Genomic DNA, 17383 nt, shown 5'->3' with positions numbered 1-17383 from the left:
GAGGATTAATTATGAATTTAAATATAGTATTATTTCAACCTGAAATCCCACAAAACACTGGTAATATAGGAAGGACATGCGTTTTAACAGATTGCAAACTTCATCTTGTAAAACCTTTAGGATTTAGTTTAGAGGAGAAACAACTTAAAAGGGCAGGACTAGATTATTGGCCTTATTTAGATTTAGAGTTACATGATTCATATGAAGAACTACGCGTAAAATATAAGGATTCAACTTTCTATTTTTCTACAACAAAGGCATCGAATTTCTACACAGATGTAGAATATAAAGATGGAGATTTTATAGTATTTGGAAGAGAGTCGTCAGGACTTCCAGATAGCGTTCGTGATAGCGACCCAGAGAGATGTATAAAAGTACCTATGATAAGCAGTACAACTAGGTCGCTTAATCTTTCAAACACAGTAGCTATCGTTGCATATGAGGCACTTAGACAGATAGGGTTTAAAGGCATGAAGTAAAAAGAAAAACATTTTTATATTGTAAGTAAGTATATATTACATAACAAAAAATGAATTTAAATAAGGTGAAAAGATAGGAGGATTAAGTCATGGAACATATTTATGATACTATAATTATTGGCGGGGGACCTGCAGGATTATCTGCTGGGCTATATGCATCAAGATCAAGAATGGATACTTTAATAATAGAAAGAGCAGAGTTTGGTGGACAGGTAGCTACAACTAATGAAATTGATAACTACCCAGGATCTATTGAAAATTGTACAGGAGCAACACTCAGCAAACGCATGAAGCAGCAAGCAGAAGAGTTTGGAACACAATTTGCAAGGGAAGAGGTAGTGGAAGTTGAACTTGAAGGCGATATTAAAGTAATCAAATGCAAGGATAAAACTTATAAAACTAAGACTATTATAATAGCGTCAGGAGCGTTCCCTAGACTTAGTGGGTTTAAGAATGAAACAGAACTAAGAGGTAAGGGTGTTTCTTATTGTGCAACTTGTGATGCTGACTTTTTTGAAGATTTAGACATTGCAGTGTTAGGAGGAGGAGATTCAGCTATATCTGAAGCTATATACCTTTCTAAGTTTGGGAAAACTGTTACCGTAATACATAGAAGAAGTGAGCTCAGAGCTGCTAAATCACTTCAAGAAAAAGCTTTCAAAAATCCAAAAATAAAGTTTGTTTGGGATACCATAGTTGAGGAAGCTAAAGGTAAAGAAATGTTAGAAAGTTTAGTACTTAAAAATGTTAAAACCGGTGAACTTAGTGAATTAAAAGTAGAGGGATGTTTTGTATTTGTAGGATATCTTCCAATATCTGAATTGTATAAAGGGAAAATTACTATGAATGAGCGTGGTGATGTTATCACTGATGAGAATATGAAAACTAATATACCAGGAGTATATGCAGCGGGTGACATAAGAGTGAAGTTATTACGACAAGTAATTACAGCCTCAGCAGACGGTGCAATAGCGGCTACTCATGCTGAACATTATATTGAAAACAAATCATAGAAATGTATTAGTTTTATTATTATAAAACTAATACATTAGGAGGCATTAGTAATGGTAGAACTCACCAAAGATAATTTCGAAGAAGAAGTATTTAAATCAGAAAAACCTGTATTTGTGGATTTTTGGGGTGATAAGTGCAAAGTTTGCCTAAGACTTATGCCAGGGGTAAATGAACTCTCTAAAAAATATTCTGATAAAATTAAATTTGCCAGTTTAAATATATCAATGTCAAGAAGAACAGCCATAGCCCAAAGGGTTCTTGGACTACCAACAATGATAATATATAGTGGAGCAGAGAAAGTCTCCATAATTACGCCAGATAAAATTTCGTCAGTAGATGATGTAGAAAATTTTATAAAAGAGTACTATAATACATTATAGTTTGATGTTTTAGATTATGGTGAAAGATGGATGCAATTAAGCATTTAGTAACTTGTAAAATGCACGAGAGGAAGATGAAAATGCTTAAGTTAAGGAAGGTTATAATAATTGGAGATAGAGACGGAATACCTGGACCTGCAATAGAGACCTGCGTAAAGTCTGCTAAAGCACAAGTTGTATTTTCAACAACGAAATGTTTTTCCTGCAGCTTAGCTGGAGCGATGGATATAGAACTTCAGCAAGTGGTAAAAGACCTTACATCAAAATTTGGTGCAGAAAATTTAGTAGTGGTTATTGGAGGAGCAGAAGCTGAGACATCTGGAATAACGGCAGAGACAATAGCTGCAGGAGATCCAACCTTTGTTGGACCACTCGCTGGGATTGCTTTAGGGCTCCCCGTATACCATATATTTGAACCAGAGATTAAAGAAGCTTTCATAAAATCAGTTTATGATGAGCAGTGTAGCGTAATGGAAATGATTTTAGATATAGATGAAATAATAACTGAGGTAAAATCTTTTAGAGATAAGTTCTGTAAGGTTAGCTTAAAGCAATAAAAAACTCAGCATAGTTTCCAACCATTTATTATAGTGATAGGAAAATATGCTGAATTTTTTTATTTTTAGTCCTAGCTTAAGGTATAATCTATTCGCGCTATGTTATAATATTTATAAGATGATTTACATGAGGTGATGGATAAAATGAATATTAATTTTGGCTTAAACCTGGTCCAAGAACAAAAATTAATAATGACGCAAGAAATGCAAATGTCTGTTAAACTTCTTCAAATGTCAGCACAAGAGCTTGGTCAGTATGTTAATAAGGAAATGCAAGAGAATCCAGTGCTAGAGGAAAAAGATTTGCAAAACAGCAAAAGTAATGACTATGATGTTAATGATTATAAAGAAATAATTAAATACCTTGATAAAGATGGATATAAAGTAAAAAATCATGCAACAAAGAATGATGGTGATGAAGTTTCTCCATTTTACTATATTGCAGAGGAAAAATCTCTTAAAGATTATATTAAGCAGCAAATAGGTGAGCTTACTCAGAAAAGTGATATTTTGAATATATGCAAATACATGGCAGAAAATTTAGATGCTAAGGGTTATTTAGCAGCAAGTCTACCTGATATATGTAAAGAACTTGGAATATCAAATAAAAAGGCAGAAGTAGCTCTTTCTATTTTTCAATCTTTAGATCCAGAAGGTATAGGAGCTAGAAATCTAAGAGAATGTTTATCAATTCAATTGTACAATCTAGGGATGGATGATGAAAATATATGTAAAATAATTAATGATTATTTAGAGCTACTCGCAGAAAATAAATATAGTGAGATAGCGAAAAAATTAAAAATTAAAATAAGCGAAGTCCAAAAATATGGAGATATAATAAAAAATTTAGAACCTAAACCATCAAGAGGATTTTATACGGGCGAGACTGTTAAATATGTTGTACCAGATGCTTATATAAATAAAATTGATGATCAATATGTTATTTCTATGAATGAAGATGTACTTCCTAAATTAAATATAAATAATTTGTATAAGGAAATAATTAAAGATGAAAAAGATGTTGAAGCCGTAGAATATGTAAAAGATAAGCTTAATAGCGCGATGTTTCTTATAAAAAGTATTGAACAAAGAAAAAACACTGTACATAGAGTTTTAGAAGAAATATTAGAAGTTCAAAGGGAGTATTTTGACAGAGGGCAAGAATATCTAAAGCCAATGACGCTTAAAATAATAGCTAACAATTTAGAGATGCATGAATCTACCATAAGTCGTGCAATTAGAGAAAAATATGTAAGTATAAATGATGGTAAAGTCGTTAAAATTAAAGACTTTTTTACCAATGGAATAACATCAGGTATAGGCGGAGAGGATATATCTACAATTAATATTAAAAAGAATATTAAGGAAATGGTAGAGAACGAGGATGCAAAAAAACCTTTGTCTGATCAAATTATTTGTAATCGGTTAAATGCTGAAGGGGTGAATATTTCTAGAAGAACAGTAGCAAAATATCGCGAAGAACTTGAAATTAAAAGCTCAAGTAAACGCAAAAGATTTTAAAAATTTGTTTATTTAAGGACTCCGTTAACAAAATGTTAACATATTTTTTGGAAATACTAATTTAAAAATGTTAGCATTTCAACTATAATGTAAGTGGGAGCAGAAAATATATGCTGGGACTTAAACAGTCCAGAAAGGTGTTCAAGTGGAGAATATTTTAAAGTTAGAACAGAAGATAGTGCCTGAATTGATAGAACTTCTTGAGAAACGGCATGATATATTAAGAATGATATGTTATAATCAACCTATAGGACGTAGGATTTTATCAAATCATATGTGTATAAGCGAGAGGATAGTAAGAAATGAAATAAATTTTCTGAAGTCTCAGAACTTAATTGAAGTTAATGCATTGGGTATGTTTATAACATCTGATGGAGAAGAAATTATACATCAGTTAAAGGGATTCATTCATGAAATCAAAGGATTATCTAAAATTGAGAAATCTATTGAAAAACACTTGAAACTTAAGCAAGTTATAATTGTTCCCGGAGATGTAGAAATTGATAAAAGTGTTCTTAAAGAACTAGGGAAGGCAGCGGCAAATTATGCTATGGATATCATTGAAGATAATAGTATAATTGCATTAACCGGTGGAACTACTGTAAAAGAAGTTGTAGATAGTTTCCCTAAAAACAATAAGTACAAAAACATCTTGGTGCTTCCAGCTAGAGGTGGTATGGCGAGAAATGTAGAAATGCAAGCTAATACTCTGGTTGCAAGGCTAGCAAATAGAATTGGTGGAAATTACGAGTTACTACATGTACCTGACAATTTAAGCAACGCGGCATTAGAAACTATATTAAATGAAAAAGATATAAAAAATATAATTGATAAAATTCGAAGTGCTGATATTCTTCTTTATGGTATAGGTATCGCAAAAGATATGGCTCTTAAAAGGGGAATACCACAAAAAAAGATTAGGGAACTTGAAGAATTAGGTGCAGTAGGTGAAGCATTTGGTCAATATTATAATGAATTAGGTGAGATACTTTATTCCACACCTACTATTATGGTAAAAAATGAAGATGTTAAACATGAAAAAATACTAATTGCAGTAGCAGCAGGAAAGAATAAAGCTAGAGCAATTATTGCCACTGAAATCAACCGTTCTAGTACTGTTTTGATAATTGATGAAGCGGCCGCACAAAAAATTATAAATATTTTAGAAAAAAGAGAGTAAACTATATAATGATTTTATTAAAGAGAGAATTATATATTTACATATAATTATTTAATTAAAATTTTAGGAGGTTTTGCCAAAATGGTAAAAGTAGGAATTAATGGATTTGGAAGAATAGGAAGAAACGTATTTAACGCATTAGTAAAAAATTATTCAACAGAGTTAGAAGTAGTAGGAATCAATGATTTAACAGATGCTGCTACACTAGCACATCTTTTAAAATATGATTCACTTTACGGAAAATTTGACGGAACTGTAGAAGCTAAAGAAAATTCTATAGTTGTTAACGGAAAAGAAATTAAAATATTCGCTGAAAGAGAACCTAAAAACATTGATTGGAGTTCACTTGGAGTAGAAATCGTACTTGAGTCAACTGGATTCTTTACAGATGCTACTAAAGCAGCTGATCATTTAGGAGTTAGTGTTAAAAAAGTTCTTATATCTGCACCAGCTAAAAATGAAGATATAACAATAGTTATGGGTGTTAATGAAGAAAAATATGATTCATCAAAACATAACATAATATCTAATGCTTCATGTACTACTAATTGTTTAGCACCATTTGCTAAAATATTAGACAAAGAATTCACAATAGTTAAAGGCTTAATGACTACAATTCATTCATATACTGGAGATCAAAGATTATTAGACGCTCCTCACAATGATATGAGACGTGCAAGAGCTGCTACATTATCAATGATTCCTACTACAACAGGTGCAGCTAAAGCAGTAGCATTAGTTTTACCACAATTAAAAGGAAAATTAAACGGATTCTCATTAAGAGTTCCAACTCCAACAGTTTCATGTGTAGATTTAGTAGCTGAACTTGGAAGAGATGTTACTATAGAAGAAGTAAATGCAGCATTTAAAAAAGCTTCTGAAAATGAAATGAAGGGTATCCTTGGATACAGTGAAGAACCATTAGTTTCTATAGATTACAAAGGAGACGAAAGAACTTCTATTATTGATGCAATGTCAACTATGGTTATTGAAGGAAATATGGTTAAAGTCGTTTCATGGTACGATAATGAAGCAGCATATTCAAGTAAATTAGCTGATTTAGCTAAATTTGTTGCAGATAAACTATAAAATTTAGTTTACTATAAAACTGTAAGTATAGTATTGAGGTCTGGTTTTATAGGTAGTCTATGGAACCAGGCCTTTTTATTGCTTATTCTAGTATATGAGTATGGTTCACAGAACATACTACATTTGATAGAAAGTACAAAAGTTTATAATATAAACAGTGTGAGAGGAGAATGTGTATGAAATTTAATAAGAAAACAATTGAGGATATTGAGGTTAAGGGCAAAAAGGTTTTAGTAAGATGTGATTTCAATGTGCCACTAAAAGATGGAGAAATTACAGATGTAAATAGATTAGTAGGTGCAATGCCAACAATAGAATATTTAATTAAAAATGGAGCGAAATTAATTTTATGCTCACATCTTGGAAAACCAAACGGTGAGGCAAAACCTGAACTTTCTTTAGCACCAGTAGCTAAAAGATTAAGCGAAATGTTAAAAAAAGAAGTGATTTTTGCAGCAGACCCAAATGTTGTTAGTGATAATGTGAAATCTGTCGTATCTAAAATGAATGATGGAGACGTTATATTACTAGAAAATACAAGATATAGAAAAGAAGAAACTAAAAACAAAGAAAACTTTTCAAAAGAATTAGCTTCTCTTGCAGATATTTTTGTAAATGATGCATTTGGAACAGCTCATAGAGCTCATTGCTCTACAGTTGGTGTAACTGAGTTTGTTAAAACATCAGTATGTGGATATTTAATTCAAAAGGAATTAAAATTCTTAGGTGATGCAGTAAATAGCCCTGTTAGACCATTCGTTGCAATTTTAGGTGGAGCTAAAGTATCTGATAAAATAGCTGTTATTGCTAATTTACTTGATAAAGTAGATACACTAATAATTGGTGGAGGAATGGCATATACATTCTTAAAAGCCGGTGGTTACTCTGTAGGAAGTTCTCTAGTTGAGGAAGATAAAGTAGAATATGCTAAAGATATGATGCAAAAGGCTGAGTCAAAAGGAATTAAATTCTTAATACCAGTTGATCATATAGTTGCAGATAAATTTTCAGCTGATGCAGAGCCAGTAGTTACAGAGGATCAAAACATTAAAGATGGTTACATGGGACTTGATATTGGACCTAAGACTTGTGAAATATATAAAGGTGCTATAAGCACAGCTAAAACTATTGTTTGGAATGGCCCAATGGGTGTATTCGAATTTAAAAACTTCGCAAAAGGAACAATTGCTGTAGCTGAGGCTATGTCAAAAGTTGATGGAACTACTGTAATAGGTGGTGGAGATAGTGCAGCAGCTGTTAATCAATTAGGATTTGGAGATAAAATGACTCATATATCTACCGGTGGTGGAGCGTCTCTTGAATTTTTAGAAGGTAAATTATTACCAGGAATTGAAGCTCTTACAGATAAATAGGTAAATAAAACTATGCTACTTTAAAGTTTTGAATATATATGTTTTACCGATTACAAAGAAATATTGGGAGGTTTTTTTATGAGAAAAGGTATAATTGCAGGAAATTGGAAGATGAATAAAACTGTAGCGCAGGCTGTAACTTTAATTGAGGAAATGAAACCATTAGTTAAAGATGCAAAATGTGATGTTGTGGTTTGCCCTACATTTTTATGTTTAGATGCAGTAATAAAAGCAACTAAGGGTACAAATATAAAGGTTGGAGCTCAAAACATGTTTTATGAAGAAAGTGGTGCTTTTACAGGCGAAGTTTCTCCAGGAATGTTAGAAGATATTGGTGTTGATTATGTTATAATTGGACATAGTGAAAGAAGACAATATTTCAATGAGACAGATGAAGCTGTAAACAAAAAGCTTAAAGCTGCTTATAGCCATAATATCATTCCTATACTTTGTGTAGGCGAAACTCTTAGTGATAGAGAAGGAAATATTACAGAAAAAGTTTTAGCAAGTCAAGTAAAATTAGATTTAGAAGGACTTATAAAAGAGCAAGTGGAAAAATTAGTTATTGCTTATGAACCAATTTGGGCTATAGGAACAGGTAAAACTGCAACTGCTGATCAAGCTAATGAGACAATTGCATTTATAAGAGCAACTGTTGGAGCTATGTTTGGTAGTGAAGTAGCTGAAAAAGTTAGAATTCAATATGGTGGTTCTGTTAAACCATCAACTATAAAAGAACAAATGGCTAAATCAGATATAGATGGTGGTTTAATCGGAGGAGCTAGCCTTAAGGCACAAGACTTCGCTGGAATAGTAAACTACTAAGTTGTTTTTTAGACAAAGCTACTTTAGCGAATTCGTTTACTAAAGTAGCTTCATCTACTAAAATAGCTGGCCATATTGGTTGGTTAATTATAATTATAACAAATTACAAAAAATAGCAATACACAGAAATGTGTATTGCTTTTAGAAACAATTAGTGGGGGGAAAATAAATGTCAAAAAAACCAGTAATGCTAATGATTTTAGATGGATTTGGATTATCAAATACCGTTGATGGAAATGCAGTAGCTGCAGCAAGCAAACCGAATTATGATAGGTTAATAAAGAAATACCCAAGCACAAAATTAGTTGCAAGTGGACTAGAAGTAGGACTTCCAGAGGGCCAAATGGGAAATTCAGAAGTTGGTCATTTAAACATAGGTGCTGGTAGAATTATATATCAAGCACTAACAAAAATAACAAAAGAAATCAAAGAAGGAGACTTCTTTGCGAATGTTGCTTTTAACAAAGCAATAGATAAAGCAATAAAGACGAATTCTTCAATTCATCTTTTAGGATTACTTTCTGATGGAGGAGTTCACTCTCATATTGATCATTTGAAAGCTCTAATAAAGCTAGCTAAAGATAAAGGTGCTAAAAAAGTTTATGTTCATGCGTTCTTAGATGGTAGAGATGTGCAACCTGGTTCAGCACTTAAATACATAGCAGAAATAGAAGAATATATGAATGAAATAGGTCTTGGTAAAATCGCTTCTATTTGTGGTAGATATTATGCTATGGATAGAGATAAGAGATGGGAAAGAGTGGAACTTGCATATAATGCTATGGTCCTATCTAAAGGTGAGAAAGACACATCAGCAATAGAGGCAGTTAAAAAAGCTATGCATGATAACAAGACAGATGAATTTGTTCTTCCAACTGTTATAATGGAAAATAATAAACCAGTTGCAGCTATTAGTAATAACGATACTGTAATATGTTTTAATTTTAGACCAGACAGAGCTCGCGAACTTACTCGTGCAATAAATGATAAGGTATTTGATGGTTTTAAAAGAGAGTCATTAAAGCTTAATTATGTATGTACTACTCAATATGATCTATCTATAGAAAATGTTGATGTTGCGTATACACCAGAAAGTTACACTAATACACTTGGAGAATATGTTAGTAAAATGGGTAAAAAACAGTTAAGAATAGCTGAAACTGAAAAATATGCTCATATTACATTTTTCTTTAATGGTGGGGTTGAGGCTCCAAATGATAATGAAGATAGAGCATTAATTCCATCTCCAAAAGTCGCAACATACGACTTACAGCCAGAAATGAGTGCCCGCGAGGTTACTACAGAGTTACTTAAAAGATTAGATACAGATGAGTACGACATGATAATATTAAATTATGCTAATCCAGATATGGTAGGCCATACAGGAGTTTTTGAAGCTGCTAAAAAGGCTATAGAAACAGTTGATGAATGTCTTGGAAAAGTTGTTGAGTCAGTACTCGGTAAAGACGGAACTGTATTTATAACAGCGGATCATGGAAATTCTGAGCAAATGATTGATTATTCATCAGGTAAGCCAATGACTGCACATACTACAAACTTAGTTCCATTCACATATGTGTCAAATCACAGTAAAGATTTAAAAGAGAGTGGAATACTTGCAGACATTGCACCTACTATGCTACAAGTTATGGGGCTCGATGTACCTAGCGAAATGACAGGGAAATCTTTAATTAAGTAATCTCCTGGATCGCTGAAATATCATTAAATTTTAAACTAAATGAAAATTGAATCAAACTATTATATTATCTAAGTTTAGTTTAAATTCTATTAACTTAGGATTATATTGATTAAACTTAGGTAATAATAACATAGATAAAAAATTTGGAGGTAAGATAATATGAAAAACTTTATTGAGATCATTGATATTTTTGCAAGACAAATTTTAGATTCAAGAGCATTTCCAACAGTTGAGGTTGAGGTAACACTCGAAGATGGAACAATAGCAAGAGCATCAGTACCATCAGGTGCTTCTACTGGTATATTTGAAGCAGTAGAATTACGCGATGGAGATAAAGATTTATATAATGGTAAAGGAGTTTTAAAGGCTGTTAATAATGTAAACAATATAATAGCTGACGAACTAGTTGGAATGAATGTATATGACCAAGTAGCAATTGATAAGGCAATGATAGCACTTGACGGAACACCTAATAAGGCAAAACTTGGTGCTAATGCAATTCTAGGAGTATCACTTGCATGTGCAAGAGCTGCTGCTGAGTCATTAGGACTTGGATTGTATCAATATATTGGTGGAGTAAATGCTAAAGTTTTACCAGTTCCAATGATGAATATTATAAATGGTGGAAGCCATGCTGATAATAATGTAGACCTTCAAGAGTTTATGGTTATGCCAGTAGGAGCAACATCATTTAAAGAAGCTTTAAGAATGAGTGCAGAAGTTTATCATGCACTAAAAGCATTATTAAAGAGTAAGGGCCTTGCTACTGGTGTTGGTGATGAAGGTGGATTTGCTCCAGATTTATCATCAAATGAGGAAGCTATAAAAATCATAATAGAAGCTATAGAAAAAGCTGGATTTGTTCCAGGAAAAGATATATTTATAGCACTTGACCCAGCAGCATCTGAATTCTTTGAAGATGGTAAGTACAACTTAGCATCAGAGGGAAGAGTACTTACTCCAGAACAAATGGCTGATTATTATGTAGAACTTGTTAACAAGTATCCAATAATCTCTATTGAAGATGGAATGGCTGAAGAAGATTGGGATGGTTGGAAATACTTAACAGATAAAATCGGGGACAAAATTCAATTAGTTGGCGACGACTTATTTGTAACTAATACAGATAGATTGAAAATGGGAATTGATAAAAAAGTTGCAAATTCAATTCTTATAAAATTAAATCAAATAGGAACACTAACTGAAACTTTAAATGCTATAGAAATGGCAGAGCGTGCAGGATATACTGCAGTAGTTTCTCATAGATCAGGAGAAACTGAAGATACTTCAATAGCTGATTTAGTTGTAGCTATGAATGCAGGACAAATTAAAACTGGTGCTCCAGCTAGAAGTGAAAGAGTTTCTAAATACAATCAGCTTCTAAGAATAGAAGAAGAGTTGGAAGAAGCAGCTGAATACAGAGGATTAAAAGCATTTTATAATATAAAAAGATAGTTAGTAATGAAATAGGAGTATAGTCTTTAGGGCTATGCTCTTATTTTTTATTCAAGTCAAGGTGGATTTTTAAATGAAATTGTGTTAGAATTAACATAAAAATATAATGATAAAAATATATTTTTATGTTTTTTGCAATGATGGTGGAGTAAGTAGATAAATTACATTTTATTGTAAGATACCTTAGAATATATTAAAATAGTCAAGTATTTATTAAACAGGGGGTGTACATATGCGTACTTTAATAATGGTTTTATTGGTTATATCGTCAATTGCTATAATTGTTTCAGTTATGATGCAACCTAGTAAAACAGATGGACTAAGTGGCCTTATAGGAGGGACTTCGGAAACTTTTTTTGCAAAAAACAAAACCAAAACAGCTGAATCAATGCTAGCGCGAGTTACAGTAGTTTCTGCACTTTGTTTTACTTTTTGTATAGCAATGCTAAATGTAGTAAAATAATTAATCATAGTTTAGGTACACTAATAAATATTTTAGATTTTAGAGCAGTTTATTTAAATAATTTTAATAAACTGCATTTTTTTATATTTTAAAAAGTTATTATATAAAAAAAGATGTCTAGTATATAAGTAATATGAATGAACATTAGTTAAAGCAGTCTATGATTATTAGAGGTGAAGGATGATGAGCGAATATAGTTCAAAATTAGAAAGTAAGGATATGGATTTTCTTTTTGAAGGTATTTTAAGCCTTCAAACAAAAGAAGAGTGTTATAGATTTTTTGAGGATATATGCACTATAAACGAAATAAAGGCATTTGAACAAAGATTTCAAATAGCAACAATGCTTGCAGATAAAAGGACATATATGGACATCACAGGTGCTACAGGCGCAAGCACTGCCACAATTAGTAGAATCAATAGAGCACTAAATTATGGTAGCGATGGATATAAACTTATATTAGAACGTTTGAAATCAAAAAAATAAGTGTGACTAATTTTAAAATATGAATTAAAACATAAAAAGTGACGGTTAATATATATTTACTCGATTTAGCTAATGATAAAAGAGTGATATAAATTAACCGTCTATATTTTTTATAGTGTTTAAGTTCTTGCACAATGTGATATAATTATAGGTATATTTATGCCTTAAGGTGGAGTGGTAAAAAAGTTAGATAGATCTAAAATAACACTAGACGTAACTAGTATTAATATAATATAAGGAGTGGTTTCATGGATTTAAAAAATTTGTTAAATAAAGAGCAATGTGAGGCTGCAATAACGGTTGACGGTCCATTGCTAATACTTGCTGGTGCAGGTTCTGGAAAAACTAGAGTTTTGACTTATAGAATTGCACATATGATTCAAGATTTAAACATATATCCATCACAAATCTTATCTATAACATTTACTAATAAAGCTGCTGGTGAAATGAAGGATAGGGTACGATCACTTGTAGGTAATATAGCAGATAATATGTGGATTTCTACATTCCATTCTAGTTGTGTTAGAATTCTAAGACGGGAAATAGATAAAATAGGATATAATAAAAATTTTACTATATATGATAGTTATGATCAAAAAAGTTTAATTAAACAGTGCATGAAGGAAATTGATATAAATGATAAAGATCTAACAGATTCAGAAATTTTAAACAAAATATCAAGTGCTAAAAATGAACTCATTTCTGCTGCTAAATTTAAAAAAGAAAATGAGGGCGATTTTAGAAAAAATAAAGTAGCTGACGTATATCTTCTTTACCAAAAGAAACTAAAGGGTAATAATGCGTTAGATTTTGATGATTTAATATTTAAAGCTGTTGAACTCTTAAAAAACAATAAGGATGTTTTGGACTTTTATCATTCAAAATTCAAATATATTATGGTGGATGAGTATCAAGACACAAACAAAGCACAGTATGAGCTTATAAAACTTTTAGTAGATAAGACAGAGAATATATGTGTAGTTGGCGATGATGACCAATGCATCTACGCTTGGAGAGGTGCGGATGTAACCAATATCTTAGATTTTGAAAAAGATTATCCAAAGGCAAAGGTTGTTAAACTTGAGCAAAATTATAGATCAAAAGGTAATATACTTATGGCGGCTAATGAAGTCATAAAAAATAATTCTCAAAGAAAAGATAAGGCTCTTAGAACTGAAAAAGAAAGTGGCGAGAAAATTAATCTGTATAGAGCATTTACAGATAGAGATGAAGCAAATTTTGTATCAAATCAGATCAAGACAATTATGGGTGAGGGAAATAGAAGTTATAAAGATTTTGCAATTTTATATAGGATGAATTCTCAATCACGTATTTTTGAGGAAAGTTTTCGAAAACATTTAATTCCATATAAGATAGTAGGAGGATTAAAGTTTTATGATAGAAAAGAAATAAAGGATATAATGGCATATTTAAAGCTTATTAATAATCCGCTTGATGATATTGCCTTAAAGAGAATTATAAATGTACCTAAAAGAAATATAGGGGATGCAACTATTCAAAAGATTCAAGAATTTGCAAATGGAATAGAGCAATGTTTATATAGCGCTATTTTGGATGTAGAGTATATACCTACACTTACGACTAGAAATAAATCATCTATAAGTAAATTTGTAAGTCTTATGAATAATTTTATGGCTAAAAATGAAGAGGTATCAGTATCTAAGCTTATTAAGACTATAATAGAAGATACAGGATATTTAAAGCAACTCGAAAACTCTAAGGAACCAGAAGATGAGAGTAGAGTTGAGAATATAAAGGAATTAGTATCAGATGCTGTAGAATTTGAAAGAACTTCAGAGGATAAATCACTCCTAACATTTTTAGAGGGTGTAAGTTTAGGTTCAACCACTGATGATCCTGATGAAACCATTGATACGGCAGCAATGATGACAGTTCATAGTGCTAAAGGGTTAGAATTTCCAGTAGTATTTATGGTAGGAATGGAAAATGGAATATTCCCAGGTATGTCCTCCATTAATAACCCTACTGAAATGGAAGAATCAAGGCGTTTATGTTATGTTGCAATAACAAGGGCGGAAGAAAAACTATATATAACTTCTGCAGAAAGTAGAATGGTATTTGGTAGAAATGTTTCATATCAACCATCAGATTTTATTAGTGAGATTTCTCCGGATTTAAAAGAAATTATAGGTGGAGCTAAAAATAGGACTACGCAGGTGTTAAAGAGAAAAAATGCCAAGGAGTCACAAAGATATAATCCACATGGTCTGTTAAGTAAAACTGCGCCACAAGATTATGTATCAGCTACGGCACATGGAGATAATTCAGGTCAGCAAAGTATTAATAGTGAGAATGTTATTAATAATGGATTAAATAACATAAGTAGCGAAGCTACAGTAGGTAGAAAAGTTAGACATACTAAATTTGGAATAGGAACAATAGTGTCAAGGTCAAGTTCTGATGGTGATACTCTGATTTCAATAGCCTTTGATAACATGGGAATAAAAAAGCTAATGTTATCAAAGGCACCACTAGAAATGTTATAAGGTTTGTAAAATAAGACTAGTATTTTGATTGATATTTATTTGAAGGTAACTTGTGCATCATAAATGTAATTTGTGCATAGTGTATGCAACTGAGGCATTTTGGATAAAATAGCTAGTAAGAATGCTAGTCATTTTATTCAAAAGGCCTAAAAGTTGTGTGCTGTTTTGCGTAAAGGTTATAGTTTATGAATATGAGTGAAATTTGATTAAAGCAACTTCTAGAGGGATAGGTGAAGAATGATATGATGAATGAAGAAGATAGAATTAATAAAGTTAAAGATATAATTAATTATCATATTGATAGATATTATAATCAGGACAATCCAGAAATATCAGATTATGAATACGATCAAATGATGTTAGAACTTAAAGAGATAGAAAAAGATCACCCAGAACTTATTACCTTAGATTCTCCAACTCAAAGAGTAGGTGGAAGTGCTAAAAGGAAAGGTGGGGTGCTGGTAAAACATAATGTTCCAATGCTTAGTTTGCAAGATGTATTTGCAAAAGAAGAGGTATATGCTTATGTAAATAAAATGATTGAGGAACTGGATGATCCAACATTTGTTGTTGAATTTAAAATTGATGGCTTGTCAATGTCTCTACGTTATGTAGATGGTAACTTAACAGTAGCTGTTACAAGGGGTGACGGAATAATACAAGGTGAGGATGTCACTGAAAATGCTAAAGTAATTAAGGATGTTGTAAAGACACTGAAAGATAAAATTCCATACCTTGAAATTCGTGGAGAGGTATATATGTCAAATGATGCCTTTGATAAGATTAATGAACAACAAGAGTTGTTAGGTAAAAAGATATTTGCAAATCCAAGAAATTGTGCTGCGGGTACATTAAGGCAGTTAGATAGTAAGATAACAAAAGAAAGAGGAATATCTCTATTCATCTTTAATATTCAAGATATTAAAGGAATTGAATTTAAAACACATACACAAGGTTATGAATGGTTAAAAAAGCAGGGAGTAAAGGTCATTGAGAATTATGTAAAATGTAAAACTGCTGATGAAGTGTGGAGTGTTATTCAAGATATTGGAGAGAAAAGAGGAACCCTAGCATATGATATTGACGGAGTTGTTATAAAAATTGATAATTTGGAAGATAGGAAAGAACTTGGAAACACCTCGAAAGTTCCTAAATGGGCTATAGCATATAAATTTCCTCCAGAAGAAAAAGAAACGAAATTACTTGATATTGAAGTATCAGTAGGGAGAACCGGTAGAATTACGCCTACAGCAATATTCGAGCCGATTCGTTTATGTGGAACATCTGTATCAAGAGCAATCCTTCATAACCAAGATTTTATCGATGATTTAGATATAAGGATTGGAGACATAATTGTTGTTTATAAGTCAGGAGAGATTATCCCAAAAATCAAGTCTGTAGTGAAAGAAAAACGTATTGAGGGATTAAAGGAATTTAAAATTCCAGAAATTTGTCCAGTTTGTGGAGCCCCAACAGTGCGTGAAAAAGATACTGCTGACATCAAATGTATAAACCCTAATTGTTTGGCGCAATTAGAAAGACGTATAATTAATTTTGTAGGCAGGACTGCTATGGACATAAAAGGTTTTGGCAGCGCATATGTTAAGGAACTTATCCGTTTGAAATATATCAAAGATATTGCGGATGTATATTCTTTGTTTAATTATCGAGAGGAACTTGTCGATCAGGGTATAATTGGAAAAGAAAAAAATACAGATAAGTTATTAGAAGCTATAGAAAAGTCAAAGGGAAATGAAGCACAGATGTTACTTACAGGCCTCGGAATTCCTAACATTGGGAAGGTGGCAGCGAAAAGTATAATGAAACATTATAAATCTATTGAAGACTTGCAAAATACGTCGTTAGAAGAACTGCAAGATGTCTCGGATATAGGTGAAATAAGTGGCTTGTGTATATTGAAATTTTTTGAAGATAATAAAAATAGAGAAGTAATAAGTAGATTAAAAGATTATGGAGTTAATATGGCTGTAGAGGACGGCGATAACGAGGATAATAAGTTTGATGGATTAACTTTCGTTGTAACTGGAACATTAGCGACTATTGGTAGAAATGAGGCCACAGCAATGATAGAGAGCCATGGCGGAAAGGTATCAGGCTCCGTTTCTAAAAAAACAAGTTACGTGTTAGCAGGAGAAAATGCTGGAAGTAAACTTACAAAAGCACAGGAACTAGGAATTGCAGTTATATCTGAAGAAGAATTAGTAAATATGCTAAAATAATTAATAAGTTAACTAAAAAATGAAGTTCTTAAAAACATAAGAAATAACATGTTAATTGATAATATAATTGGCATGTTATTTTTTATTAGTATTG

15 protein-coding genes are annotated in these 17383 nt (G+C 31.8%); all 15 read left to right on the top strand.

The window, feature by feature from the left end; genetic code table 11:
- Positions 1 to 11 precede the first annotated feature (11 nt).
- Positions 12 to 479 (top strand): tRNA (cytidine(34)-2'-O)-methyltransferase, encoded by a 468-nt coding sequence (locus KPL44_RS01040; RefSeq protein WP_216246563.1) that lies wholly within the window; start codon positions 12 to 14, stop codon positions 477 to 479.
- 89 nt (positions 480 to 568) lie between these two features.
- Positions 569 to 1492, top strand: coding sequence for a thioredoxin-disulfide reductase (gene trxB, locus KPL44_RS01035; protein WP_216246560.1), 924 nt, complete (start codon positions 569 to 571; stop codon positions 1490 to 1492).
- A gap of 51 nt (positions 1493 to 1543) precedes the next feature.
- Entirely contained in the window at positions 1544 to 1873 is a 330-nt protein-coding gene (locus tag KPL44_RS01030; protein WP_216246558.1) for a thioredoxin family protein, read from the top strand.
- Positions 1874 to 1947: 74 nt separating this feature from the next.
- The gene (grdA, locus tag KPL44_RS01025; protein WP_216247105.1) at positions 1948 to 2430 is read left to right on the top strand and encodes a glycine/sarcosine/betaine reductase complex selenoprotein A; all 483 of its coding nucleotides are present in this window, start codon (positions 1948 to 1950) and stop codon (positions 2428 to 2430) included.
- Positions 2431 to 2580: 150 nt separating this feature from the next.
- The gene (rpoN, locus tag KPL44_RS01020) at positions 2581 to 3951 is read left to right on the top strand and encodes an RNA polymerase factor sigma-54 (protein WP_216247104.1); all 1371 of its coding nucleotides are present in this window, start codon (positions 2581 to 2583) and stop codon (positions 3949 to 3951) included.
- A gap of 145 nt (positions 3952 to 4096) precedes the next feature.
- A complete protein-coding gene (locus KPL44_RS01015; RefSeq protein ID WP_216246555.1) occupies positions 4097 to 5131 on the top strand; it encodes a sugar-binding transcriptional regulator in 1035 nt (344 codons plus the stop codon).
- An 81-nt stretch (positions 5132 to 5212) separates the two neighbouring features.
- A complete protein-coding gene (gene gap / locus KPL44_RS01010; protein WP_216120825.1) occupies positions 5213 to 6220 on the top strand; it encodes a type I glyceraldehyde-3-phosphate dehydrogenase in 1008 nt (335 codons plus the stop codon).
- A 176-nt stretch (positions 6221 to 6396) separates the two neighbouring features.
- Positions 6397 to 7593: a phosphoglycerate kinase gene (locus tag KPL44_RS01005; protein WP_216246554.1), complete on the top strand. Its 1197-nt coding sequence runs from the start codon at positions 6397 to 6399 to the stop codon at positions 7591 to 7593.
- Positions 7594 to 7671: 78 nt separating this feature from the next.
- On the top strand, positions 7672 to 8418 hold the full coding sequence (gene tpiA / locus KPL44_RS01000) for a triose-phosphate isomerase (protein WP_171295607.1): 747 nt from the start codon (positions 7672 to 7674) through the stop codon (positions 8416 to 8418).
- A 169-nt stretch (positions 8419 to 8587) separates the two neighbouring features.
- The gene (gene gpmI / locus KPL44_RS00995; protein ID WP_216246551.1) at positions 8588 to 10117 is read left to right on the top strand and encodes a 2,3-bisphosphoglycerate-independent phosphoglycerate mutase; all 1530 of its coding nucleotides are present in this window, start codon (positions 8588 to 8590) and stop codon (positions 10115 to 10117) included.
- A 159-nt stretch (positions 10118 to 10276) separates the two neighbouring features.
- Positions 10277 to 11572 (top strand): phosphopyruvate hydratase, encoded by a 1296-nt coding sequence (eno, locus tag KPL44_RS00990; RefSeq protein ID WP_216246549.1) that lies wholly within the window; start codon positions 10277 to 10279, stop codon positions 11570 to 11572.
- 232 nt (positions 11573 to 11804) lie between these two features.
- Positions 11805 to 12035, top strand: a complete 231-nt coding sequence (gene secG, locus KPL44_RS00985) for a preprotein translocase subunit SecG (RefSeq protein ID WP_216246547.1) — start codon at positions 11805 to 11807, stop codon at positions 12033 to 12035.
- 183 nt (positions 12036 to 12218) lie between these two features.
- Complete coding sequence (locus KPL44_RS00980; protein ID WP_216208072.1) at positions 12219 to 12521, top strand: YerC/YecD family TrpR-related protein; 303 nt, start codon at positions 12219 to 12221, stop codon at positions 12519 to 12521.
- Between the two features lie 248 nt (positions 12522 to 12769).
- On the top strand, positions 12770 to 15049 hold the full coding sequence (gene pcrA, locus KPL44_RS00975; protein WP_216246539.1) for a DNA helicase PcrA: 2280 nt from the start codon (positions 12770 to 12772) through the stop codon (positions 15047 to 15049).
- A 245-nt stretch (positions 15050 to 15294) separates the two neighbouring features.
- Positions 15295 to 17289, top strand: coding sequence for an NAD-dependent DNA ligase LigA (gene ligA / locus KPL44_RS00970; RefSeq protein WP_216247101.1), 1995 nt, complete (start codon positions 15295 to 15297; stop codon positions 17287 to 17289).
- Positions 17290 to 17383 lie beyond the last annotated feature (94 nt).

It is taken from the genome of Clostridium sp. DSM 17811 (assembly GCF_018861905.1).
Lineage (GTDB): Bacteria > Bacillota > Clostridia > Clostridiales > Clostridiaceae > Clostridium_AD > Clostridium_AD frigoriphilum.
The sequence above is the reverse complement of the archived record's forward strand: the minus strand, read 5'-3'. Positions and strand labels throughout refer to the sequence as shown.